Source organism: Paenibacillus sp. FSL H3-0457 (assembly GCF_037981725.1).
GTDB classification, from domain to species: Bacteria; Bacillota; Bacilli; order Paenibacillales; family Paenibacillaceae; genus Paenibacillus; species Paenibacillus amylolyticus.
Genome location: NZ_CP150283.1, coordinates 5799306 through 5824289 on the forward strand (window position 1 = coordinate 5799306; position 24984 = coordinate 5824289).

Annotated in this window: 19 protein-coding genes, 15 tRNA genes and 2 rRNA genes; 2 read left to right on the forward strand and 34 right to left on the reverse strand. The window is 46.3% G+C overall.

From position 1 onward, the window contains the following. Window positions 1-197: 197 nt before the first annotated feature. From MHH25_RS25695 to MHH25_RS25735, 9 genes are all read right to left on the reverse strand, one after another. Entirely contained in the window at window positions 198-947 is a 750-nt protein-coding gene (locus tag MHH25_RS25695; RefSeq protein ID WP_076328935.1) for a YwmB family TATA-box binding protein, read from the reverse strand. A 407-nt stretch (window positions 948-1354) separates the two neighbouring features. Further along, the gene (locus MHH25_RS25700; protein WP_091020933.1) at window positions 1355-2023 is read right to left on the reverse strand and encodes a response regulator transcription factor; all 669 of its coding nucleotides are present in this window, start codon (window positions 2021-2023) and stop codon (window positions 1355-1357) included. Continuing rightward, window positions 1965-3080: a sensor histidine kinase gene (locus MHH25_RS25705; protein WP_036605687.1), complete on the reverse strand. Its 1116-nt coding sequence runs from the start codon at window positions 3078-3080 to the stop codon at window positions 1965-1967. The genes MHH25_RS25700 and MHH25_RS25705 overlap by 59 nt, the downstream gene beginning before the upstream one ends. A gap of 31 nt (window positions 3081-3111) precedes the next feature. After that, window positions 3112-3759: a cell wall-active antibiotics response protein LiaF gene (gene liaF, locus MHH25_RS25710; protein ID WP_036605686.1), complete on the reverse strand. Its 648-nt coding sequence runs from the start codon at window positions 3757-3759 to the stop codon at window positions 3112-3114. Window positions 3760-3909: 150 nt separating this feature from the next. Next, window positions 3910-4617, reverse strand: coding sequence for a PspA/IM30 family protein (locus MHH25_RS25715; RefSeq protein ID WP_017692315.1), 708 nt, complete (start codon window positions 4615-4617; stop codon window positions 3910-3912). Between the two features lies 1 nt (window position 4618). Further along, window positions 4619-5128 carry a PspC domain-containing protein gene (locus tag MHH25_RS25720; RefSeq protein ID WP_017692314.1) on the reverse strand — a complete coding sequence of 170 codons (510 nt, stop codon included), beginning with the start codon at window positions 5126-5128 and terminating at the stop codon, window positions 4619-4621. Between the two features lie 17 nt (window positions 5129-5145). Then, window positions 5146-5379 (reverse strand): PspC domain-containing protein, encoded by a 234-nt coding sequence (locus tag MHH25_RS25725; RefSeq protein WP_036673255.1) that lies wholly within the window; start codon window positions 5377-5379, stop codon window positions 5146-5148. Between the two features lie 5 nt (window positions 5380-5384). After that, on the reverse strand, window positions 5385-6056 hold the full coding sequence (locus MHH25_RS25730; RefSeq protein ID WP_017692312.1) for a PspA/IM30 family protein: 672 nt from the start codon (window positions 6054-6056) through the stop codon (window positions 5385-5387). A 35-nt stretch (window positions 6057-6091) separates the two neighbouring features. Beyond that, the gene (locus tag MHH25_RS25735; protein WP_036673253.1) at window positions 6092-6400 is read right to left on the reverse strand and encodes a hypothetical protein; all 309 of its coding nucleotides are present in this window, start codon (window positions 6398-6400) and stop codon (window positions 6092-6094) included. 556 nt (window positions 6401-6956) lie between these two features. Between MHH25_RS25735 and MHH25_RS25740 the strand changes: the two genes are divergently transcribed. Next, window positions 6957-9350 (forward strand): helix-turn-helix domain-containing protein, encoded by a 2394-nt coding sequence (locus MHH25_RS25740; protein ID WP_340018514.1) that lies wholly within the window; start codon window positions 6957-6959, stop codon window positions 9348-9350. 228 nt (window positions 9351-9578) lie between these two features. Here the strand turns inward: MHH25_RS25740 and MHH25_RS25745 are convergent, their stop codons facing one another. The 19 genes from MHH25_RS25745 to MHH25_RS25835 form a co-directional block, all read right to left on the reverse strand. Then, window positions 9579-10505 (reverse strand): methyltransferase domain-containing protein, encoded by a 927-nt coding sequence (locus MHH25_RS25745; RefSeq protein WP_340018515.1) that lies wholly within the window; start codon window positions 10503-10505, stop codon window positions 9579-9581. Window positions 10506-10688: 183 nt separating this feature from the next. Further along, a tRNA-Leu gene (locus tag MHH25_RS25750) sits at window positions 10689-10767 on the reverse strand. Window positions 10768-10773: 6 nt separating this feature from the next. Next, window positions 10774-10847: transfer RNA gene (locus MHH25_RS25755), tRNA-Cys, on the reverse strand. A 6-nt stretch (window positions 10848-10853) separates the two neighbouring features. Continuing rightward, window positions 10854-10928: transfer RNA gene (locus MHH25_RS25760), tRNA-Gly, on the reverse strand. Between the two features lie 4 nt (window positions 10929-10932). Beyond that, window positions 10933-11007: transfer RNA gene (locus MHH25_RS25765), tRNA-Gln, on the reverse strand. Window positions 11008-11029: 22 nt separating this feature from the next. Next, a tRNA-His gene (locus MHH25_RS25770) sits at window positions 11030-11102 on the reverse strand. Window positions 11103-11131: 29 nt separating this feature from the next. Next, window positions 11132-11205: transfer RNA gene (locus MHH25_RS25775), tRNA-Trp, on the reverse strand. Between the two features lie 6 nt (window positions 11206-11211). Next, window positions 11212-11297, reverse strand: a tRNA-Tyr gene (locus tag MHH25_RS25780). 9 nt (window positions 11298-11306) lie between these two features. Then, window positions 11307-11382: transfer RNA gene (locus MHH25_RS25785), tRNA-Thr, on the reverse strand. Window positions 11383-11402: 20 nt separating this feature from the next. Next, window positions 11403-11478 (reverse strand) — tRNA-Phe (locus MHH25_RS25790). A gap of 95 nt (window positions 11479-11573) precedes the next feature. Further along, a tRNA-Asp gene (locus MHH25_RS25795) sits at window positions 11574-11651 on the reverse strand. 27 nt (window positions 11652-11678) lie between these two features. Continuing rightward, window positions 11679-11752 (reverse strand) — tRNA-Met (locus tag MHH25_RS25800). 17 nt (window positions 11753-11769) lie between these two features. Further along, window positions 11770-11845: transfer RNA gene (locus MHH25_RS25805), tRNA-Val, on the reverse strand. A 67-nt stretch (window positions 11846-11912) separates the two neighbouring features. Next, window positions 11913-11984, reverse strand: a tRNA-Glu gene (locus tag MHH25_RS25810). 9 nt (window positions 11985-11993) lie between these two features. After that, a tRNA-Ser gene (locus MHH25_RS25815) sits at window positions 11994-12085 on the reverse strand. Between the two features lie 3 nt (window positions 12086-12088). After that, window positions 12089-12164, reverse strand: a tRNA-Asn gene (locus MHH25_RS25820). A 66-nt stretch (window positions 12165-12230) separates the two neighbouring features. After that, window positions 12231-15156, reverse strand: a 23S ribosomal RNA gene (locus tag MHH25_RS25825). A gap of 308 nt (window positions 15157-15464) precedes the next feature. Further along, window positions 15465-17017, reverse strand: a 16S ribosomal RNA gene (locus tag MHH25_RS25830). The 16S and 23S rRNA genes sit together here with 15 tRNA genes alongside, the layout of an rRNA operon. 456 nt (window positions 17018-17473) lie before the next feature. After that, on the reverse strand, window positions 17474-18352 hold the full coding sequence (locus MHH25_RS25835; RefSeq protein ID WP_036667991.1) for a nucleotidyltransferase-like protein: 879 nt from the start codon (window positions 18350-18352) through the stop codon (window positions 17474-17476). A gap of 122 nt (window positions 18353-18474) precedes the next feature. On the opposite strand from MHH25_RS25835, the gene MHH25_RS25840 reads away from it, so the two are divergent. Next, window positions 18475-18855 (forward strand): DUF2614 family zinc ribbon-containing protein, encoded by a 381-nt coding sequence (locus tag MHH25_RS25840; protein WP_017692307.1) that lies wholly within the window; start codon window positions 18475-18477, stop codon window positions 18853-18855. Between the two features lie 263 nt (window positions 18856-19118). On the opposite strand, the gene MHH25_RS25845 is transcribed toward MHH25_RS25840, so the two are convergent. From MHH25_RS25845 to MHH25_RS25870, 6 genes are all read right to left on the reverse strand, one after another. Continuing rightward, complete coding sequence (locus MHH25_RS25845) at window positions 19119-20849, reverse strand: glycosyl hydrolase family 18 protein (RefSeq protein WP_340018516.1); 1731 nt, start codon at window positions 20847-20849, stop codon at window positions 19119-19121. 141 nt (window positions 20850-20990) lie between these two features. Then, a complete protein-coding gene (perR, locus tag MHH25_RS25850) occupies window positions 20991-21413 on the reverse strand; it encodes a peroxide-responsive transcriptional repressor PerR (protein ID WP_026081471.1) in 423 nt (140 codons plus the stop codon). Window positions 21414-21580: 167 nt separating this feature from the next. Further along, window positions 21581-22990 (reverse strand): DUF4097 family beta strand repeat-containing protein, encoded by a 1410-nt coding sequence (locus MHH25_RS25855; RefSeq protein ID WP_076253605.1) that lies wholly within the window; start codon window positions 22988-22990, stop codon window positions 21581-21583. A gap of 26 nt (window positions 22991-23016) precedes the next feature. After that, the gene (locus MHH25_RS25860; protein ID WP_083684937.1) at window positions 23017-23610 is read right to left on the reverse strand and encodes a hypothetical protein; all 594 of its coding nucleotides are present in this window, start codon (window positions 23608-23610) and stop codon (window positions 23017-23019) included. A gap of 146 nt (window positions 23611-23756) precedes the next feature. After that, a complete protein-coding gene (locus tag MHH25_RS25865; RefSeq protein WP_017692302.1) occupies window positions 23757-24467 on the reverse strand; it encodes an MgtC/SapB family protein in 711 nt (236 codons plus the stop codon). A gap of 32 nt (window positions 24468-24499) precedes the next feature. Then, a complete protein-coding gene (locus tag MHH25_RS25870; RefSeq protein ID WP_076319628.1) occupies window positions 24500-24964 on the reverse strand; it encodes a GNAT family N-acetyltransferase in 465 nt (154 codons plus the stop codon). Window positions 24965-24984 lie beyond the last annotated feature (20 nt).

Genomic DNA, 24984 nt, shown 5'->3' on the forward strand with positions numbered 1-24984 from the left:
GGAAGATAACCTTCATGCTCTCCCCGAGCTATGTAATGGTGTTATATATGCACGACATACAACTGTCAATTACCAGCAAGTTCCTTCTTGGATGTGATGCCATTTTAGCATATCAACTGAATGGATGCACTATTTCAAACTCATTTTTCTGATAAAGATTCTCAATATTGGGTCCTAATTCATGAAAAAACCATTCCTTAATATTCAATCGTAATCACCGGAAACCCCACTGTAATTCGATTGTCGGCCTCGTCTCCAACCTGGTGAACTGCGAGTTGCATATTCAACATGTGCGAGCCACTCTTGATCGATAGGGGCAGCTCAGCCGCCTTATAAGAGACACTTCCGCTGGCTACATCTGTATAACGTTCAACTGAGGCGATATCCACCTTTGTGGACAGCTGTTTTTCGATCAGTTCCAGTTGCTGACTCGCATCATGTTCAGTAGCAGTAACTGCTGTACCTTGCACAGACATATTCCAGGTTGCCTTCATCCCTGAGTCTACAAGCAGTTGATCGACCTCTTCATGTAATGTCATTAATGCCTTCCGATCCGTGTGTGCATCCCCTGAGAGTTGTACGATGGCATAGTAACCATTGTCTCCTGTATCGACGACATTGACCAACATGCCTACGCCACCATTAGCTGTATCGACAATCTCTTCACTACGGTAAACATCATGACCCGTCTGGCGTACCCGCACAGGTTGTTCCAGTCCCAAGTGACCAGCCAGTAACACGGCCTGCGCTTGTGCATCTCCCTTGCCTTCTCCTTGCCATTTAATAACTAGACGATCCACATTATCAATCACGCTGTCAGCAGTATAGATTAACTGTTCCAGTTGGGCTGCTTTGGATTCATTCTTCTCTGCATATACCTGTGTCACACCGATAAGAATAATGATTGCCATTGCCAATATACCTGCTGTCATCCAACGATTTAACATTTGAATCCCCCGCTTCTTTCTTGCATTCTATGAATCTATCAACAGCATGCCCCTTTCGCATATTTGCTATACTTCTTCTGCACACAACAAAAAAGCCCCACCCGCCACTTGCATGGCAGATCAGAGCTTTCCATTCATCTTTTCTATATAAATTGAACTACACAATATTTACACTCGCCACTCCGATGACAGAACAACCTTCTGATCGCTGTTATCCCCAGATTTTTTGATTCCCTTTTTCAAGGTAAAAATCCGGGGATAAAGGCGAAGTTTATGCTTCCGAAGTAGCTTTCTTTCAGAAAGCTTTTAGCTTCGCTTCTTCAGGTTCTTTCTGTCCTCTTATCTATAACTTCCGCACATGAAAGCACGGTTCTTTGGCTTCATTATGTTATTACATATGATTCTTATTACTCTGCAAGTCCATTTTTATAAGCATAGATCGCGGCCTGTGTACGGTCGTCTACGCCCAATTTTGCCAGTAAGTTTGTAACATGGAACTTGACTGTTTTGATACCAATGATCAGATCATCAGCGATGTCCTGATTTGATTTACCTTTGGCGAGCAACCGCAGCACATCCATTTCACGGTCTGTTAATTCATCGTGCAAAGGAGCTGCTGCCTGTGGCTGCCGGAAGCGATTCATCATTTTCGAAGCCACCTGTGACTCCAGAACGGATTGCCCGCGAGCTGCTGCGCGAATCGCATCTGCCACTTCATTGGCTCTTGATGTTTTCAACAGATAACTGAATGCGCCTGCTTCAATGACAGGATACATTTTTTCATCATCCAAGTAACTGGTCAATACAATGACTTTGCACTCTGGATACATTTTAAGTACCTGACGAGTAGCCTCAATGCCGTCCATTCCTTCCATAACCAGATCCATCAGAACAACATCAGGCTTATATTCCTGTGCGAGCCGAATGCCTTCCTCTCCACTACCTGCTTCACCAACAACTTCAATTCCATCTTCGGTATCCAGTACCGCTGCAAGACCAATACGTACCATCTCATGATCATCCACGAGCAATACTTTGATCGACGTTTCCGTCTCCGTTTCGACTTCCGGTTCCATTGACATGTTCTTCCTCGCTTTCATCGTTCATCAAAGGTATCGTAATCTCAATCCGCGTTCCCTTACCAGGCGCTGTTACAAAATGTATGGCCCCGCCAATCTCCGTAACACGTTCACGCATGTTAGCCAGACCGTAAGAAGCTTGTTTATTCTCATCCAGATCAAAGCCTTGCCCATCATCACGAATCAATACCCGGATCGCATCAGTACGGCGCTGGATCCGTATCTCCATTTTTTCCGCTTTTGCATGCCGTAACGTATTGGACATAGCCTCCTGAACGATCCGGAACAGATGATTCTCGATGCCTTTGATCAGATCAATGTCTTCGTCCATTTCGAGCACAATGTCCATGGGTACTTTTGTTTTCAGTTCCATCACCAGATCACGCAGACCTTGTTCGAGATGTTTACCCTCCAGATAGACTGGACGCAGATGTAACAGTAACGCACGCATCTCGGACTGGGCTACCGAAGCCATCTCCTCAATCAAAGCCACCTGCCGCTGAGCACGTTCAAAATCCTTCTCCATCTTCCGTCCAACGGCCGTTGCTGTCATGGATATCGCAAACAATTGTTGCGATACCGCATCATGCAGTTCCCGTGCCAAACGTTGCCGCTCTTCCACAATAGCCGTAATTCTGGCTTGTTCAGCAAGCTGTGCATTATGAGTAGACAATCGCTGGAGCGTAGATATCTGATCTTCCCACTTTTTGCCGATTCGTCCGAGTTGCTCACTTAAACGGCCCACATCATCATCGCCCAGATCAGGTACAGTGCGTGATAGAGAGCCCTTCTCCCACAGTAGAAGTGTTTCCCGCAGCAGTTCAAGCCGGCGTTTAACCCGGTAACTCTGATAGAACCCAAAGACCGCACCAATCCCAATCAGAAGCAGCAATAAGGCCAGACCCGATTGAATCAGATGCCGCCAGCCTGTAAACGGAGCAAGATAACCATATGTATACAATACATACAAAATAACAGCTAGCACAATGAAAACCAGGAGGATCCCTTCACCCATACTTCGGGTTACCATGTCGGTATGTCGTTTTGTCTTCATCGGGGTCTCCTCCTTCTCTTCATCTATTTTACTACGGATTACTGATGTTTAGGTCGCCAACAATATAAGAAATGACAAATTTTGCTTTATGTTCACTGGATTCATATCCAGGCGTTCTCCATACTAATTTGTTCATCATGCCGCTATCTTGTTCTCCAAGAAGATTAATCCGGCCGAAAAGAACCGATGCTTCAATCTCCACACCATAATCTTCTGGTAGTGTAAGGCGAACATTACCCATAACTCCTTGCAGCAGCACAATTGTTTGTTTCTCCTCCGGAATCGAAAGAGATAGATCCGCGTTAACCTCACCTATGGCATGCCACAGACTCATACTACGTAACGTCCAGGATGATTGATCCCAGTAGTACCGAGCCATGAAATTCTGTTTCTTCATAACGCCTTCGTCCAGATGAATCTTTTTGTTTTTCGAATAAAAGTAAGCTAAAGAAGCCAGTACAATCAAAAATACAATCATTAAATTATCCAGCAATAACAGTGCCGCACCAATGCCAAGATACCGATGACCTTTGCGGGTATCCCCATTGCGGACTTGAAGCATTCCAACCGTTAACAGAATCAGTGCGGCAGCGGTCAGGAAGTTAATATTGTCATTCAATAACATCATTGTGCCAATAATCATAATGACAACTGCAAGCCATTTACTCTTTTGATTCATCCCCGCCGCACCTCCTCTGTAAGTTAATCTCTCTTTATTCAACGGAAAAGCCATACCAGGCAATGAAGTCCTGTATGGCTTAACTTTTGTTCTACCAACCGTACATTATACACGATTTATAGAATATCATATTGTCCACTAAGCGAACAGTTATTCTTTTGAAGTTCCGTTCGCTTCATTCTTGGAACCATTGCCCATTTTGTTTTTGAGGGCTTGTAATTGCTGATCCACTTTGAATTGTTTTTCCACATCTACAGGATTCGTATACGTGGATGATGTGTTGCGATAAGGTGCACGAGCTACGTCAGCTTCAGCTTCCAGCTGCATAATTTTCTCTTCCATGCGGTGGAATCCAAGTGATGCGCCGCCACTTTCGATCGAATGCAAGCTGTTGATAGAAGACATTTGTTTTTTAGCTTTTGCCATTTGTGCACGGGATACAAGTTCATTACGTTTGTTACGCATTTTGTAGAACTCATCTTTCATATCATGCAACTGTTGCAACAGATCTTTTGCTTGTGCTTCGGACTGTGCATGCAGTTCGCTGTACTCCGTAATTTTTTGATCAAAGTAGATTTTCTCTTCCAACAATTTGCGTGCCACTTCTTCCTGACCGTTAGACAGAGCAGCTTCTGCTTGGGACTCACGTTGTACCGAAGTACGCTCCGCTTCATCCAAACGTTGTTTCATGCGGCGCTCATTTGCCATTTGTTTAGCAACAGTTACCTCTGCCTCATGAATCTCAGCCTCCATATCACGCAAGTACTGGTTCAACATTACAATCGGGTCCTCTACTTTATCCAACATATCATTTACCGATGCTTTCGTCATATCCTTAATCCGTTTAAATACTCCCATTTTACTTTTCTCCCTTCTCGTAACGAGATAATTTTTGGCGAAGCTCTTCAACTTCTTTTTTCAGTGCTTTTTTCTCGATATCTTTCATCATGGAATCAAGTTCACTTTCTTGCGGTGCTCCTGCTCCGTAGGCGTTGTTGTCATAAGAACGGGGACCAGATTGAGGTCTGCCGTTGAATCCAGGGCCGGGACCGAAGTTACCAGGACCTTGTTGGTTGTGATTATTTTGAAAAGGACCTCTTGGTGGCTGATGATCATAGTTGTCGTATCCTCTGCCAGGACCAGGGCCTTGGCCCGGACCGTAGCCATATGGATCATAAGGCGGATACGGTTCTTTTGGTACCACCAGTGCTGCAATAAAGTATATTAACAACGACGTGCCGCCAGTTACGAAGATACTGATAACAAAGATGATACGCAGCAGGGTGGAATCCATTCCGATGGTTTCGGAAATTCCGCCGCACAAGCCGGTTAACATCCGGTCACGCGTTGAGCGGTATAATTTGCTCATGTGCTTGCTCCTTTCGTTTACTTGTATCCTCTTACGTTGGAATCATAAGCATATGGATCAACGTGATTGGATTCCTTTGGTACCACCAACGCAGCGATGAAGTAGATCAACAATGATGTACCTCCCGTAGCGAAAATACTGATGAAGAAAATGATACGTAGCAGCGTAGTACTCAATCCGAGATTTTCAGAAATGCCACCGATCAAACCTGTTAGCCTTCGATTACGCGCCGAGCGGTATAATTTATTCATTGTGACTACTCCTTTCTGTCATTGTTCAATTTTTGTCTTAAGCGTTCCAGTTCCTTATCCAGCGTAGAGGATGACATGCTGCCAGTCACTCCTGAACCATCTTGATTCATCCGCCGGATATCGCGGAGACTTTGTGCTTCATATTCGAGATCAGAGACTTGATCATCCAGTCGGTTGAACATACGGGGTACATTCTGACCGTTGTGATTGCCCCTCTGGTTCATACGTTGCTGTAACTGAATCGTCTGCATACGAGCGTAGTAATATTGGCGTTTGCTGTATACATTCTGATATTCAACCTTCAGCTGATCGATCTGTTCATCCAGCTCCTGTAATGCCGCATAACTTTGTGCATACAATTCATTGTACTGTTCCATTTTTTCCTCGTGGAGGATTTTCTCCTGCAAGGCCAGCTTAGCAAGATGTTCTTCCCCTGCTTTCAGAGCCATGGATGCCTGTTCTTCCCGTTTGTTCACCATACCTGCTGCCTGATCGGCTTGTTGTTTCATTTGTCTGGTATGGCTTGCATATTGATGACGAAGTTTCTCGGCTTCACCGATGTCTTGGCGGGTCGAGACCAGGAACTGATCAATCAGTTTGACTGGATCCTGACTTTGCTCCAAATGTTCGTTCAGATTGGCTACGGTAATATCCCGCATTCGACGAAATACACTCATTATGTTCTGTCCCTCCTTTTCATAATCGTGAAAGCTTAGTACCGTCCACGATGACTGCGGTTATTGCTTAGCATTGAGATACCAAAGATGATTAACCCGATCGCGATGATCGGTCCGATCAACCATGCTAGTTTACCCATCAGTGAGATGATACCGATGATGAGAACAATCCAGCCAAGCATCACATTCCCTCGTTTAACTCCGTAGTATCCCAGTGCAATCATCAGGACCGGAATCAGATAACCCATTAAGTGTCCAAGAAGTGGAGTTAACTTTCCGAAGAGGAGTAGTGCACCCAGCGCAATCAATACAATCGCCCAGCCATTTCCCTTATTCAATCTCATAATTGTTGTTCACCGCCCTTTCCATTCGTTCCTTTTAATGTGTTGAGTCATTTGTTCGTTTGTTTCTTGTTTTTTGTTTCCGTGTTTCTTGTTTAACCTTATGTCCTTATTCTAGGGGATTCCGCGACTTTTCAAAACAGACCGTGGACGGTTTTTCATCCTAGACTCAGGTCGGGGATCTAGTTGGACCTTTGTCTGTCCCTATATAAGACCAACGTTCCACCTAAGCTGAATAGCACTCCAGATACCTTCTATTACCCGTATTCAGGCTACCCTTTAGCAGATGTCGACCTGTAGAGAGAATGTTGTCCATGTCTCTATTTACGTTCACACTGCAATTTCGTTTCTCATGATTCCGTATTGGATAGTCAGTCCAAGCCATTTCTCTAACCTTTTCTGCAAAATCATCTATCAGCAATCCCTTATCTCTACTTCTATACACTTTTGTTAAATTACTTATTTATCCACATAAACAAAATTTAGATTGTTCTATATGTAAGCGTTTACTAAAATAGAAAGTGTTACTATTTCTAATGTCAGGGGTGGAACTGAAACTGTGCGACCAATCAGCTATCTCCATAAAATGATCATCTTCGGAATCCTGTTAAGCACCCTGCCCATTTTGTTAACGGGAATTGCCGCATTTATCTATTCATCAAACCAAACAGAGCTGCATCGTACGCAGGCTAACAGACAGTTGCTGGAACAAATGCAATCCAACGTAGAACACAAACTCGCTACAGTTAGTTATATGCTTGATCAGGCCGTTCGCTCTCCAGTAACCCTTCGCTCCCTGTCTGCTTCTTCTTCACTAGAGGGGAAAGGGCCTTTGCTTGCCGACAAGCTACAGAGCGAATTTCAGAATATGAGGTCATGGGAACCTTTGCTGGATATTACTCTGGTGAATCAATCTCAGAATTGGCTTATTGATCATGCCGGATTATATCGTAATACGGATTTTCCACTGGCTCTTCCCATGAAAGAATTGATATCGGATACGTTAACTTCTGGATGGCAGCTCTCCCCTTCATCGGTGTTCAGCAATGATGAGCGTTCACCCGGTACAGGCTGTATTTATCATATTGCCCTTGCGAGATCTATTCCGAATCTGAATACGTCTTCCGATGCTGCCCTGATTGCCGGAATCCCTGCCTGTTCTTTGCAAAACACACTAGGAGAAGCCTCCATAGGCAATGCTGCCTCAGGACTGATCATTTTGAATCGGGAACAACGTATCTTGGTCCATCCCGATCCTGTATACATTGGACAACCGTTGTCTGCCATTGGATTACAGGATCGGGATACGGAAGCCAACATAACCAAACTATCACCCATCACATTTTCAACAGGCTTTGAAAAACGGGAAGTTAAGATCGCCGATACACATTATTCTCTAACGTATAGCCCTTCTACCTTAAAAGGATGGACTTATGTTCTAATCTCACCTACGAATATTCTGACACAAGAATATATCGATATCGGATTGCACACCTTGTATATCAGTATCTTCTTACTTTTACTTTCATTATTACTCGCCTGGCTCGGCTCCAAGCGAATGCATGTCCCGATTCGTAAACTTTTAACCCAACTTGGTGACAACCATCTGTCCAAAGAAGGAAACACATTAGCTCAGCAATCACCACCATTTTCTGATGAGTTCGAACAGATCAGAGCAGGGGTCTCACAATTATCTGCCTCTCGCTCCCAATTAGAGAACACACTTAATGTGCATCTATTGCAGATTCGCAATCATTTTATGATGAATCTGTTCCAGGGTAAGATCCCTGTTCATACTCTTCCTGACACCCTGAGTGAATATGGCTACACGCATCAGGTTCGGGAATGGCAACAAATTGCTGTTATTACACTACAGGCCGATCTTGTTAATCATACAAAATATAGAGCTAGTGATCGTGACCTCTTATTATTCGCTATTCAAAATATATTGGAGGAAACCGTTGTGCATAACCAACAATTGCTTCCCATTGTGCTGGAACATACAGTAGTCACGGTGATTGGCACCGTGGAACAGGATCAGTTTATTTTTTCACAGCAGCTATATGTATTAACAGACCAGTTACAACAACAGATGGATAAGATTCTGGCTCTTCAAGTCAGTATAGGATTCAGCCAGTCGCACAGCTCTCTACATCACATCCCTCAAGCTTACACAGAAGCCTTGGAAGCACTGAGGCATCGGATGAAGCTGGGAACAGGCATTATTTTTCAATATGAGAACATAGATCATCACACTCCCACTTGGTCCATGACCTACCCGGAATCATTGGAATATTCGTTGATCCAAGCTATTCAAAGTGCGGATGAAGTCCAGGCCTCTGCTCTTCTGAAACAACTGCTTGAAGTAATCTTTGGTATGGAGGTTACACCCGAGGAGTATGAGGTGGCTCTTACGAGGCTGCTCACGCATATTTTGCAAATGACTCAGGAATCCGGCATACGACTCGGACAGATCTCCCAAGGTCGTGGCTCGATGTTTCATGAACTTCATAGTTTGCAGTACGCTGCTGAAGTTGAGGATTGGTTTAAATATCAAGTCATCTTGCCCGTCATTCAGGTTTTTAAAGCGAGACAATATGCCCAGTATCAGCATATATCTGAGAAAATGATTGCCATGATTCATCAAGATTATGATAAGGATCTGACGCTTGAGGAATGTGCCTTGAAGCTTCACTACAATGCCAACTACTTAAGTAGTGTTTTCCGCAAAGAGACAGGCTGTGCATTTAGTGAATATCTGACCAAGTACCGATTTAACATCGCTAAAAAATGGCTGGACGAAAGTGATCTAACCGTTAAAGATATCGCAGCACGACTTCGGTACAATAATCCGCAAAACTTTATCCGATCATTCCGTAAATGGGAAGGAATCACCCCCGGCCAGTATCGGGAGCGTAAGCAGAAAGCAGAAGTGTCGAACATCTCTAAATAAACGAGGGTCTGGTTCAAAGCGGTCGATGAATTAGTGGCTTCAAAAAAGAGGGAGCACATAACCTGCTCCCTTCACTTACAACTTTACTTCTGCAATCTTAACTTCATATGTTTGACACGTGTATCTTCTTGTTTTGCAGTATGATGCTTCCTAGTGTCATCTTAGAGGTTAGACTACATTGTCCGTCTCAATTCCTGATTATTAGTACACTTGCCACGCTTATGCGATTTATCGCTTATCCTTAGTGCGAACTGTTTTCATATTGGGCTGTTCAAGTTGGATTAGAATTTTACCAAATCTTCCTCCACGTGAGAAGGTCACCGTACTATCCTTGTACGTATCGTTAATGTAATCCTCAGCCAATCTGAGGGAATCTTCATCCGATGGTAACTCATACGTATTAAGCCATTCTGGTAGCTTCTCGATAATCTCTTCCACCGGTACTTCAAATGAGTTAACTTCTCTCGTAATGATCATCGTATAAGAATAACCCTTCAAATACAGCAACTGTTGGATATACCCCATATCACCGGCCTTGTATGAAGAAGTTACCCCCAGTACATCCTTAAGTTCATCCATTAGTGTGTGTTCCTTCTGTCCCGCCATAGTACTTATATACACATACTTCCGGGCACAATTGATCGCCTGCTCAATCGTTTCCCAATCCGACATCGCCGGACACATGGATGCAAATGCAAAGTCATATTTCTTCTCCCAGCCTTTATCCTTAATGGAGATTTCTTCATATCGTTCGTTTACGATTTCGATTTTGGATTCCAGAGCTGGAGGTATCGTCTCTTTCATAAGGGAGACAAGCAACTCAGAAGGCTCAACTGCGGTCACACTTGCCCCCTTTTCCGCAAAAGGAATGGTAAATATGCCTGAGGCTGCTCCAATGTCCAAAATGGATAACCCTGCGAATTCCACACCCTGGTTTTCAATCCAGCCCATAATGCGTTCAGAACGCTGCTTTCCTTCTTCAGTGAACGACTGTGCATGATAATCCCTGGCCCATCGCTCAAAAGCTTCTTCTATATTAGAGGGGACGCTTTTCTTCTTATATTTTGAACTTCTCGGACGATTCTTCCATGCCTCTTCCCATACAGAAAGATCAAATAACAGATCGGTATCCGATACATTTTTTCCATTAGTCACTCTACTTCACTCCTCCATATTAAAGACTTTACTTATCTACAATATACTCAATATAATCATACGTCAATCTTTATTAACGTCCATCTTCTCTTACTCTAGATTTTCTTACTGCACATAAATCGTTTCATATAAAATAAAAATAGCCCTACACATTGCATAAGCAACATGTAGGGCTATTCAATATACCGGCGAGAGGACTCGAACCTCCACGGTTTCCCACTCGATTTTGAGTCGAGCGCGTCTGCCATTCCGCCACGCCGGCATATGCTGGAGGCGCCACCCAGATTCGAACTGGGGATAAAGCTTTTGCAGAGCTGTGCCTTACCACTTGGCTATGGCGCCATATTTTGGAGCGGACGACGGGAATCGAACCCGCGACCCTCGCCTTGGCAAGGCGATGCTCTACCGCTGAGCCACGTCCGCATAATGGCTGGGGATATAGGATTTGAACCTATGCATGACGGAGTCAAAGTCCGTTGCCTTACCGCTTGGCTAATCCCCAATAAAAAATGAAAAAACAAAGGGGCGATCGAGGGGAATTGAACCCCCGAATGCCGGATCCACAAACCGGTGCGTTAACCACTTCGCCACGACCGCCATAAAAGGTTATTTTCTAAAAATTTAATTGGCAGGGGCAGCAGGAATTGAACCCACACCAACGGTTTTGGAGACCGTTGTTCTACCTTTAAACTATGCCCCTAAAAACTGGTGGAGGATGATGGATTCGAACCACCGAACCCGTACGGGAGCAGATTTACAGTCTGATGCGTTTGGCCACTTCGCTAATCCTCCAGGATTACATGGTGCCGGCGAGAGGACTTGAACCCCCAACCTACTGATTACAAGTCAGTTGCTCTACCAGTTGAGCTACACCGGCATATTAAATTATTTTAAAAATGGTGGCTCGGGACGGAATCGAACCGCCGACACGAGGATTTTCAGTCCTCTGCTCTACCGACTGAGCTACCGAGCCATAATAAAGTCTAATCTTAATTCCTTACACTTTATATAGGGCATCAGTGCCATACAGCAGATGTAGTGAACAGTTTGCCTCATGTAAAGATTAAATGGCGGAACCGACGGGATTCGAACCCGCGATCTCCTGCGTGACAGGCAGGCATGTTAGGCCAACTACACCACGGTTCCAGATCACTTTCTCAAAGGAAAGTATAATTGCGGGGGCAGGATTTGAACCTGCGGCCTTCGGGTTATGAGCCCGACGAGCTACCGGGCTGCTCCACCCCGCGTCGTTATAAAGTTTATATGGTGGAGGCTGAGGGGATCGAACCCCCGACCCTCTGCTTGTAAGGCAGATGCTCTCCCAGCTGAGCTAAGCCTCCGAACAACACATTTATGATCATACCATAATCTTGTTGTAAAAATCAACTTCTTTTTTTGAAGTTATTATGACCCGTAGGGGATTCGAACCCCTGTTACCTCCGTGAAAGGGAGGTGTCTTAACCCCTTGACCAACGGGCCTTAATATTATGGCGGAGAGAGAGGGATTCGAACCCTCGAGACGCTTGTGACGCCTACACGATTTCCAATCGTGCTCCTTCGGCCAGCTCGGACACCTCTCCATATGGCTCCCCGAACAGGGCTCGAACCTGTGACAACTCGATTAACAGTCGAGTGCTCTACCAACTGAGCTATCAGGGAATATGCTTCAGAGATCGTTCTCTGAAAACTAGATTCGAAACGAAACACGCGAATTACAACTTGCTATTGGATAAGCCCTCGACCGATTAGTACTGGTCAGCTCCATGCATTGCTGCACTTCCACCCCCAGCCTATCTACCTCGTCGTCTTCAAGGGGTCTTACATACTGGGAAATCTCATCTTGAGGGGGGCTTCACGCTTAGATGCTTTCAGCGTTTATCCCGTCCGTACATAGCTACCCAGCGGTGCTCCTGGCGGAACAACTGGTACACCAGCGGTACGTCCATCCCGGTCCTCTCGTACTAAGGACAGCTCCTCTCAAATTTCCTACGCCCACGACAGATAGGGACCGAACTGTCTCACGACGTTCTGAACCCAGCTCGCGTACCGCTTTAATGGGCGAACAGCCCAACCCTTGGGACCTACTTCAGCCCCAGGATGCGATGAGCCGACATCGAGGTGCCAAACCTCCCCGTCGATGTGGACTCTTGGGGGAGATAAGCCTGTTATCCCCAGGGTAGCTTTTATCCGTTGAGCGATGGCCCTTCCATGCGGTACCACCGGATCACTAAGCCCGACTTTCGTCCCTGCTCGACTTGTAGGTCTCGCAGTCAAGCTCCCTTATGCCTTTGCACTCTTCGAATGATTTCCAACCATTCTGAGGGAACCTTTGGGCGCCTCCGTTACTCTTTAGGAGGCGACCGCCCCAGTCAAACTGCCCACCTGACACTGTCCCCGCACCGGATTACGGTACCAGGTTAGAACCTAGATACGATCAGGGTGGTATCCCAACGTTGCCTCCACACAAGCTGGCGCTCATGCTTCAAAGGCTCCCACCTATCCTGTACAGATCGTACCCAAATTCAATATCAAGCTGCAGTAAAGCTCCATGGGGTCTTTCCGTCTTGTCGCGGGTAACCTGCATCTTCACAGGTATTAAAATTTCACCGGATCTCTCGTTGAGACAGCGCCCAAGTCGTTACGCCATTCGTGCGGGTCAGAATTTACCTGACAAGGAATTTCGCTACCTTAGGACCGTTATAGTTACGGCCGCCGTTTACTGGGGCTTCGGTTCACAGCTTCGGATTGCTCCTAACCACTCCCCTTAACCTTCCAGCACCGGGCAGGCGTCAGCCCGTATACTTCGCCTTACGGCTTCGCACAGACCTGTGTTTTTGCTAAACAGTCGCTTGGGCCTTTTCACTGCGGCCCCCTCGTGCTATTCACACTACCGGGGCACCCCTTCTCCCGAAGTTACGGGGTCATTTTGCCGAGTTCCTTAACGAGAGTTCTTCCGCGCGCCTTAGAATACTCTTCTCGCCTACCTGTGTCGGTTTGCGGTACGGGCACCATCACCTGGCTAGAGGCTTTTCTTGGCAGTGTGAGATCATGACCTTCGCTACTATAATTTTCGCTCCCCATCACAGCTCAGCCTTACAATGTGCGGATTTGCCTACACATCAGCCTTACTGCTTAGACGGACATCCATCAGTCCGCGTCACTACCCTACTGCGTCCCCCCATTGCTCATAACGGCTTACGGTGGTACAGGAATTTCGACCTGTTGTCCTTCGACTACGCCTTTCGGCCTCGCCTTAGGTCCCGACTTACCCTGAGCGGACGAGCCTTCCTCAGGAACCCTTAGGCTTTCGGCGGATCAGATTCTCACTGATCTTTTCGTTACTCATACCGGCATTCTCACTTGTATAATGTCCAGCGCTCCTTACGGTACACCTTCAACCCTTATACAACGCTCCCCTACCCCTGATGCAAAGCATCAAGCCATAGCTTCGGTGGTGTGTTTAGCCCCGTTACATTTTCGGCGCAGAGTCACTCGACCAGTGAGCTATTACGCACTCTTTCAATGATGGCTGCTTCTAAGCCAACATCCTGGTTGTCTGTGCAACTCCACATCCTTTCCCACTTAACACACACTTGGGGACCTTAGCTGATGGTCTGGGCTGTTTCCCTTTTGACAATGGATCTTAGCACTCACTGTCTGACTCCCGGAAGTAAGTCTATGGCATTCGGAGTTTGACTGAGCTTGGTAACCCTTGCGGGCCCCGCACCCAATCAGTGCTCTACCTCCACGACTCTGTTTTCCGAGGCTAGCCCTAAAGCTATTTCGGGGAGAACCAGCTATCTCCGAGTTCGATTGGAATTTCTCCGCTACCCCCACCTCATCCCCGCATTTTTCAACATGCGTGGGTTCGGGCCTCCAGTGCGTGTTACCGCACCTTCACCCTGGACAGGGGTAGATCACCCGGTTTCGGGTCTACGTCCACGTACTACATCGCCCTATTCAGACTCGCTTTCGCTGCGGCTCCGGCTCTTCACCTTAACCTTGCACGGGAACGTAACTCGCCGGTTCATTCTACAAAAGGCACGCCATCACCCCTAAAACGGGCTCTGACTTTTTGTAAGCACACGGTTTCAGGTTCTATTTCACTCCCCTTCCGGGGTGCTTTTCACCTTTCCCTCACGGTACTGCTTCACTATCGGTCGCTAGGAAGTATTTAGCCTTGGCAGATGGTCCTGCCGGATTCATACGGGGTTTCACGTGCCCCGCACTACTCGGGATCCGTCTCGGAGGGAACCAACTTTCAACTACAGGGCTTTTACCTTCTTTGGCGGGCCTTTCCAGACCTCTTCGCTTAACCGGTTCCTTTGTAACTCCATGTGAGACGTCCCACAACCCCAAAGAGCAAGCTCTTTGGTTTGGGCTTCTCCGCGTTCGCTCGCCGCTACTGACGGAATCACTATTGTTTTCTCTTCCTCAGGGTACTTAGATGTTTCAGTTCCCCTGGTATGCCTCTACACAACCTATGTATTCAGTTGTGAGTAACTGGAAATTACCCCAGCTGGGTTTCCCCATTCGGACACCCCCGGATCAAAGCTTGCTTACAGCTCCCCGAGGCAGTTTCGTTGTTCGCCACGTCCTTCATCGGCTCCTAGCGCCTAGGCATCCTCCGTGTGCTCTTAGTAGCTTAACCTCGTGCTCCGGTTTCGACTGCTCGCTTCCCTTGTTTTGCTTGCGCAAAGCCAAAAGTCGCTCCCATTCGATACCATCGTACGTGCAATCTACCTTATAAAAACACTTCACTTGTTTACACAAGATCAGCTTAAAGGAATGTTCTAATTCGCGTTTGTTTCGTTTCGATATCTAGTTTTCAAAGAACAAGCTCCATGCAAAAGCAAGCTGTTTGAGAGTTTGAGCTCTCAAAACCGAACAACGAGTGAGTGTTTTTGCAGCTAAGCTGCATATTTGAATGTTTCCGTTGCAGGAAACGATTCTCCATAGAAAGGAGGTGATCCAGCCGCACCTTCCGATACGGCTACCTTGTTACGACTTCACCCCAATCATCTATCCCACCTTCGGCGGCTGGCTCCTTGCGGTTACCCCACCGACTTCGGGTGTTATAAACTCTCGTGGTGTGACGGGCGGTGTGTACAAGACCCGGGAACGTATTCACCGCGGCATGCTGATCCGCGATTACTAGCAATTCCGACTTCATGCAGGCGAGTTGCAGCCTGCAATCCGAACTGAGACCGGCTTTGTTGGGATTGGCTCCATCTCGCGATTTCGCAGCCCGTTGTACCGGCCATTGTAGTACGTGTGTAGCCCAGGTCATAAGGGGCATGATGATTTGACGTCATCCCCACCTTCCTCCGGTTTGTCACCGGCAGTCTATCTAGAGTGCCCACCCGAAGTGCTGGCAACTAAATATAAGGGTTGCGCTCGTTGCGGGACTTAACCCAACATCTCACGACACGAGCTGACGACAACCATGCACCACCTGTCTCCTCTGTCCCGAAGGAAAGATACATCTCTGCATCGATCAGAGGGATGTCAAGACCTGGTAAGGTTCTTCGCGTTGCTTCGAATTAAACCACATACTCCACTGCTTGTGCGGGTCCCCGTCAATTCCTTTGAGTTTCAGTCTTGCGACCGTACTCCCCAGGCGGAGTGCTTAATGTGTTAACTTCGGCACCAAGGGTATCGAAACCCCTAACACCTAGCACTCATCGTTTACGGCGTGGACTACCAGGGTATCTAATCCTGTTTGCTCCCCACGCTTTCGCGCCTCAGCGTCAGTTACAGCCCAGAGAGTCGCCTTCGCCACTGGTGTTCCTCCACATATCTACGCATTTCACCGCTACACGTGGAATTCCACTCTCCTCTTCTGCACTCAAGTCACCCAGTTTCCAGTGCGATCCGGGGTTGAGCCCCGGGATTAAACACCAGACTTAAATGACCGCCTGCGCGCGCTTTACGCCCAATAATTCCGGACAACGCTTGCCCCCTACGTATTACCGCGGCTGCTGGCACGTAGTTAGCCGGGGCTTTCTTCTCAGGTACCGTCACCTTGAGAGCAGTTACTCTCCCAAGCGTTCTTCCCTGGCAACAGAGCTTTACGATCCGAAAACCTTCATCACTCACGCGGCATTGCTCCGTCAGGCTTTCGCCCATTGCGGAAGATTCCCTACTGCTGCCTCCCGTAGGAGTCTGGGCCGTGTCTCAGTCCCAGTGTGGCCGATCACCCTCTCAGGTCGGCTACGCATCGTCGCCTTGGTGAGCCGTTACCTCACCAACTAGCTAATGCGCCGCAGGCCCATCCCCAAGTGACAGATTGCTCCGTCTTTCCAGTTCCCTTCAGGCGAAGAAAACAATTATTCGGTATTAGCTACCGTTTCCGGTAGTTGTCCCAAACTTGAGGGCAGGTTGCCTACGTGTTACTCACCCGTCCGCCGCTAACTATCAGAGAAGCAAGCTTCTCTGATAGTCCGCTCGACTTGCATGTATTAGGCATGCCGCCAGCGTTCGTCCTGAGCCAGGATCAAACTCTCCAATAAAGTATTGAAAAGAGCGATAAGCTCATTTTGAATCTGACGAGATTAAAAATCTCATTTGTGCTCCAGTCGATTCAAGCCAAGGCTTGTTTCAAACTTTCGCGTTCATTCTGCAAGCAGAATGTTTACTCACTCGTTGTTCAGTTTTCAAAGATCAAACACGATTTGTTTTACTTTTTTTCGTCTCAACCAAGTTTCGGCGGCGACTTAAATAATGTAACACATTTCGTTTGTTTTCGTCAAGAACTTTTTTTAAGTTCTTTTTTGAAGCTTTAGTTCTTCACTTTTCCTCTGAAGAATTTATCGTTTGTTGACGATAATCTCGTTTAAGGAACGAAATATAATGTATCATATATCGTGAATGAGAGTCAACATCTTTTTATAAATTATTAAACAAACAAAAAAGGAAGGTTTCCCCTCCCTTATGTGATCAATATAATGTCAGGCCTCTGGAAAAGGTTATGCCTCAATCCAATACCGAATTTCCCGGCCCTCTCCTCCGATTGATGGCCATCCTGCCGATTCTTTTACAATAGAACGAAAGACCAGCTTACGTATTACCAAAGGCAGATCTTCTCGAACAAATCTTAACTGTGGATGATGAACAAGTTCATTCATGCTCCACGGCTCCTTGCGACTTCTTAACACACGCAGCAGCAGTTCTGAGCACTCACTCATTTTGGACATTACGGAAAACTCACAGGCAAGCAGGACAAGCTCTACTCGTTGCTCCAGCGTCTCCGAGCTTACGGTAAGCTCTTGATAAAGTTTCCATAAAGCGCGATCCAGATTCTGCACATGTGTCCAGACGGCATGATCCGGGTATATCCCCTGTTCAATCAATACAATTCTTGCCCAGTTCCCCAGAGCCTCTAATACATTGTAGTAGGCGTCTACAACATGACCTTCCTGAATATGACGTTTGGCCTCCACATACATTCTCAAGAAACTGGTGAATTCATGAAGCAGCTTCTGCTCACGCAATTCTGCCCCAAAGGTAGACAGTTCTTCTCGCAAATCACTTAAGGCGCTGTCCGCTTCCCAGATAATCTCACCTTCAATCAGACACTGGGTGAGATTATTATGATTCCCGGTTACTACACTACTCTTTAATTCATGACGGCTCGCATAGATCATCTGATAACGAAGATCACCATATCTGTAATGTCCGACCGTCGACTTCAATTGATCATCATTATGAACAACAAGTACTAATAATTCGAAATCTTGAATTAGGGAGCCGTGGAATCGCTCTCCCGGGTGGGAATAAGCGATAGCCCCAACTGCCCCTGTCTCTTCCGACTGTTCGGACAAAAAAGCAAGGTTCTTTAATTCCACGATTCCCTCCATACATTTCATGGCAGATAAGCGCCAAGTCAGTTATAATGTAATTCTACATCCAGACTGAAGTTTCCTTCTTTTCCAGGTCCAATACTACTCATACGATAGGAGCATTTTTCATGATTTTTAAATCAGCAAAAATTAATGCTTTTCGCACTTGGGGATTACTACTGACCATGCTAGGTATGGGCCTAATGATACTGGGAACAGCCGGGATTGTTTTCTGGGGACATGCAGGCAAGGTATTCGCAGCTGTAGGGCTCGTCATCGGACTGATTGCCATGATGGCCAGTCTAGCCATTTATTTCTGGGCGGGTATGCTCTCCACCAGCGCGGTACAAGTCGACTGTCCGGAATGCGGGAAGTTAACCAAAATGCTTGGCAAAACGGATCGTTGTATGTTCTGTCATACCATCCTCACCCTGGACCCTAATAAGGCCAACATGACCAGTCAACAACTGAAAGCGCCTTCTACACAAGCTCCCCCCACCGATGGTTAGCACGATATGATCTCCAACCGCTAAATGTCTTTTACCTTAATTTCATTGAAGAACAAAAAAAGGCCCGGTATGTTTACCGGACCTTTTTGGACTTGGCTTATAAGTGAGCCCTGATTGCAGTTATCAATAGCTAAAATATGAAATTAAGTTATAAGTTCTACGACCAATAAAACGGTATACTGTACGTATGATGGTATCCAATGAGAAACTTTGAACTTAGTGAAAATAAATTGGAGCAAGCAGACACTCTGAGTTCGAGTAAATTATTTCTGGTACCCGGCCTGCTTCAATACCTCCCATGCAGAAGCATTAGCAAAACTTCGATTCCATGCTGCTACTCCGCCCAGCTTCAGCGAAGCAATCAAATCCACACGCGCCTGAAGGGACACGGCATCTTCGATCCATATTTTCTTGGTAGCTCCGTCTTCCTTATATTCCACATAGTTCTGTCCACTTGCCTGATCCAGTTCAGGTTTGAGTTTCTTCTCTTGAATCAGCTCCACAATGGCATTCATGCCCACCGCTTTGGAAGACACTTTAACCTCACCCTGATCATTCGTCTCTTCCGTCCATATCCGGGTATAGAGCGGAACCGCCATGATCAACTTGTTAGAAGGGACTTCATCCTCCTCAAGTATGCGTCTCATGGAAGCCTCGGTCCAAGGCAGAGATGCTACCGAACCTGCCTTGGGACTGGCCGCCCAATGTTCATCATAAGCCATCACAATAACATAGTCTGCAAAAGAACCTAATGCACGGCGATCCAGAAAGGCAGACCACATCTCACTGTTTGATTTTGGTGTTACATCGATTGATAACATCAATCCATGTATACGAGCCATCGCCTTGATCTCGCGCACAAACTGCGTAATATTCGGCCCGTCATCGGTATACACGTTCTCAAAATCGATGTTGATACCATCCAGTTGATACGTCTGTGCATACTCTAACATTTGCTCAATAATATGAGTGCGTGTCTCGTAAGAAGCTACAGCTTCTTTTGTAACGTCCGGATCAAAGCTGTTATCCATGAGTCCCCATACTTCCATACCCGAACGGTGAGCCCAGTTCACATAAGCTTGGTTTCCCTTGCTTTTCACGGTGCCCTGTCCATCCGTAATATGAAACCATGTGGGGCTGACCACATTCACACCTGGCATTTTACCGATAGAGCCCACATCAGGCTGACGATTGTACACGGCTTCCCAAACCAGATTTACCGGTTTATTCTGCCACTTCTTCTCTACTGCAGTCAGCGTATACTTGGGCAAGTCCACCTTCTTTTTCTCGGTGAGGACAATATAATCATTATCTACATATCCGGCGTATCCATTATCGAGTTGAACAAAACTCTGTTTATCACCCGTCTGCCAAACACGTACCCGTGCATCCTTTTCCATGTCGGCAATGATTGGTGAGGATTCTCCCCCACGTTTATATAACGGCACCGTTTTGTCGGCTTTGGATGATAACGTATCAATCTCTGCATACTGTATCATGTCTCCACCACGCATCAGCAGCACAGCACCTGTTACTGAATCTTCCTGTACGGTTATGCCATATACTTCTTTCAAAGGTTTGAGCGGAATATAGGCTTCTCCGTCCTTAACCTCAGGCTTAACTGTCATAGGATAATCTTTGTGATTAAGTTCTGCTTGTGTGCTTCCATCTTTCATATGAAGGACTCGCTGAGGAGAGGCAATAATGATATCTCCCGATTCTGATTCATAACGTATGCCTGCATCAATCGCTTCTTGCAGCACATCTACAGGCAACTTGAGTTGATCTCCTGTACCCAGAGCGTCTCCATCCATCAGTTGCCCATCTACAAAAATAGGCTGGCTTCTTCCTACCCAGTCGGGGTCTTCATGGGTCTGGTTCAACCATACATTTGTTATAAGCCAGTAAGCCCCCCCGGCGATCAGACAAGCCCCGAGAAAACCGGGCCAAAATGAACGTCGCTTCTGACGTGTATATCTGCTTTTTCTACCCAAACGTCTACCTCCGTTAATTATGCTGATCATAAGGATGTGCGCATAAGTTGTTATAAAGATGAGCATTTTGCATAAATGCTAAAAAAAAAACGTGAAGAATCCATACTGAATTCTGCACGTTAATATTGTAATTCAACTCTCTTAATCCCTGCAACTTTTGCAAACGCCATATACTTCCAATCGGTGACCGTGTACTTCGAATCCTGTACTAGACTCCGCCTGAAGCTCTACACTTTTGAGTGAAGGATAGCTGAAATCTTCAATCTTGCCGCATTGATCACAGATAACATGATAATGATCCGTCACATTGGCATCGAAGCGACTTGAATTATCTCCGTATGTCAATTCCCGGACCATGCCAGCTTCCAGAAACATCTTCAAATTATTATATACCGTTGCCACGCTCATACTGGGAAATTGGGGTTCAAGGGCTCGGTAAATTTCATCGGCTGTCGGATGCCCCATGGATTCCATCAGATAGTTCAATATGGCATGACGCTGGGGTGTAATACGGACACCGGTCGTTTTCAGATGCTCCAACGCATGTTGGACACGTGTTGCCATAAAACCCACCGCCTTACCTTTCATTCTCTGGTGAAGAGTAAGTTACCGTCTCCTCGCTCAGAGTTGATTCCCGGCCATTAAGAACGACAATCCATCTTTCATGCCGTGTAATCTTGCCAGTGTACATTTATTGTACGGCGATTACAAGTTTATTGTCAACGCGGCAGTCAAGGAACCTCTGTAGAATCCTCCTGGGAATTTGCTCCGTCTTCGGTTGTCTGTTCCAGATTCTCAGCCGTATCTTCAGAATCAGGTGTAACTGTTTCAGGCGTAGATACAGCCGGGTTACTCTGAATGGTGAGATCACTGTTGCCTTCAATTTTCACCCTGTACTCGCCCTCACCGAGCTGGCCTTCTATGGTTTTATTCTGTACTTTGAACGGCAGATCCGTACTTAGATCTCCATAACTGCTGGAACCCGCAAGACTATAGTCTCCACGATCAGGAAGTAATACGTTAATGGCTCCCACCGCACTGTACACATCCCAGTCCCCTCCGACTTTGGTAGATACGATGTTAATACTGCCATTAAGTGATTGGGCTTTGATTCCCAGATTGGCTCCATCCAGCGTAATATTACCGTTGCGTGTCTCTGCGATGAATTCACCAACGGAGTCCGCAATACTGATACTTCCCACTTGTGTAGCAAGATCTACATCGCCGGAAATACCGCGAGCCTTCATATCTCCACGGTTACTGTCCAGATCGACATTACCTATGGCGTTGGCTACAATGACATCCCCGTTCAACGTTTTCCCGGAGATATCTCCAACAGCATTGGTAATCCGGATACGTCCGTTACCCGTTTCGGCCAGTATGGTACTAATGGCTTCCGGACGGTTTAATAATATGGCTCCATTGGAAGTTCGAATATCCAGATTAAAACGACGATCATCCGGGATCGTTATGGTAAGATTCATACGCGGCTGCGTTTTTTCATTGTCTCCATACGTCTTGCCTGTAGCTTTGATATAAATCACTTTTGTACCATCGGCCTCTACAAAAGAGGCTGCTGCAACGGCCTTTGCCTGTACTTCCGTCGTCTGATCTACCCAGATCACCGTCCGTACTTCAATCTCATCCGTATCTCCGCGTTGTACCGAGATATCTCCGTTGACACCTTCAACCACTAGGTCTGACGTATCCATGCGAACAGGTACACGAATCGTGCCCTTATCCTCCATATATCCTGCCGCTTGACTGTAGTCCATGGATGCCGCTCCGAGATTTAGACTCACTCTATTCCATAAGTGCATGTAATGATCCTGCTCGGTGACGATAAATACGGAAGCTGCCAAAATCAGTGAGGTTAGAATGCCTTTGGCATCGGGTCTGAAACGCACTTTGATTTGCTCATCAGGATTGCTCGGGTTATCCGATTGCACCTTGTTTCTTCTGCGTGTCCACAGGAACAGCACAATATATTCAACACCCAAAACAACGAGCAAAAATGGCCACCAGTCCACCATCTCATATACGTAGTCAGTTCCCCACCGTTTATCCAAAATCAACAGCACACCGACCGCTATGATTAAGGCGGCAGCCGTATAGCGGCCAACCCGGACTTTACGGTTCATCACGTTCCCTCCTTGTATCGTTTCCACTACATTTTTTTCTTGTTCAACATCACCCAGAACTCACGACCAAACAGAAGCAAACCGCCTACGATCATGAGAACCGCAAATGAATATCCGCCGTACATGGCGAGAAGCTCTTGAAACCAACGTGGTTTGCGGAAAAACAGTACCATCAAAGACCCTCCCACAATCAGAAGTAATCCAAACGATATGCCTCTCTCCCAGACCATCATTGCATCTCGTGTAGAACGTTCATTGGATATCGGCTTGTCCGAAGTTGCCTGGGTTACGGCTCTACGTCTGCGCATCATGACCCAATCCGCAGATTGCAATACATCATATACATTGTAAAAGTAAATAACCGGAATACACAAAGCCAGTAAGATGAGCAATGGCACATTAATCTGTATACCAATAGATGAGAAGTACAACACTGCTGACAGATCAAGCAAAACAAGCAGCATAAAGGTCAAACCCCTCATGTACAATCTCAGATAAATATGACCCAGGCCAGGAATAATGGCACTCAGTAATCCCGCAATAAACTTGTGAGTCCGATTTCTGACCGGTTTGGTCTGAACTGTACGAGTATTTTGGTTCAATTGACGTCTCCGTTTCATAACATACTCCTCTCTTCTGATCTGACCTTCCGCTCTTCATGCATTTGGTTAGATAGTACCCTAAAGAGCAAGGAGAGTAACTGGAAGAAATATGGATATGACCAAAAACCCTCCGGCACTACTGGCCTGGGGAGGGTTGTAATTCATTATTCGATCGACACCTTGGTAACGTGTTCCCATTGTCTTAACTTGGATACCAAGCCTACCGTTTGGAAATCATGCGGTACCTGAACATGTAACACAATCTCAATTTTACGTTCAACCGACACCATCTCTGCATAAGCCAAGTCCTGTTCATTCACGGTAATTTTACGAATTTTGATCTTCTCCTGCTCCATACATGAAGACAGTTGTTCGAGAAAACCGGGTTCTGACAAGGTATGAAGTGTAACAACATGCAGTTTGTTCCCTCGTAGATACCTTAGCTCTAATTTGTTAAATACCCAGAGATTAAGCAATACCAGAACGGTGGATACGATAGAGGCAAAAAAGAATCCCGCACCTGCTGCGAGCCCAATGGCTGCAACAACCCAGATTGAAGCAGCTGTAGTCAGTCCGGTAATGGATTTTCCCGTGAAGAGAATTGTCCCTGCTCCCAAGAATCCGACACCAGTAATTACAGCAGTAGCCAGACGGGCTGGATCAATCCTTACATTTAATTCATTAGCAAAATCTTTAAAGCCATAAACAGATAACATCATAATTAATGCAGAACCAAGACATACCAGGATATGGGTACGCAAACCGGCAGCATGATTGGACCGTTCCCGCTCCAGGCCTACGAGCCCTCCAAGCAGCATAGCCAGCAATAATCGTAATAAAATGTGCCACTCATCAATGAACCAGGGATCGCCCAAAGTTGGTATTCCTCCTCAAGTTGTTAATATTATTAAAGTTTATTCTTGTGAAAAGTCGTTAATTCCACTCCAGGTGCAATCTGTGTGACCTCCACGGGATTAAAACCAAATTTGGTGTACAGATTCACTGCGGGTTGATTCAGCGTTCCTGTGGAGACGATATAACGCGGAAGATCCGCATGCTGTTCCAACACATACGTCATCAAAGATGCCGCAATTCCCTTGCGAAAGTGATCCGGGTGCACCATCATTCGTGTAATGGTCAGTGTGTTCTCCTCTTCCTCCGCTACAGCGACAGCCCCGATAAGCTCTCCGTCATTATGGATACAACCATAAAAACTCTCTCCACAATCCCGAAGTGTCTCCATCGTATCCATCAAAGGAGGAATCTCCTGAAATCCGATGATTTCGGCTTCCAATCGATAGGCCACATGTTGTAGTCTCCATAACTGTCCCAACGTCTCCAGATCACTCAGTGACAATGGTTGAATGTTCATATCCGTTCCCCCGTCCGAAA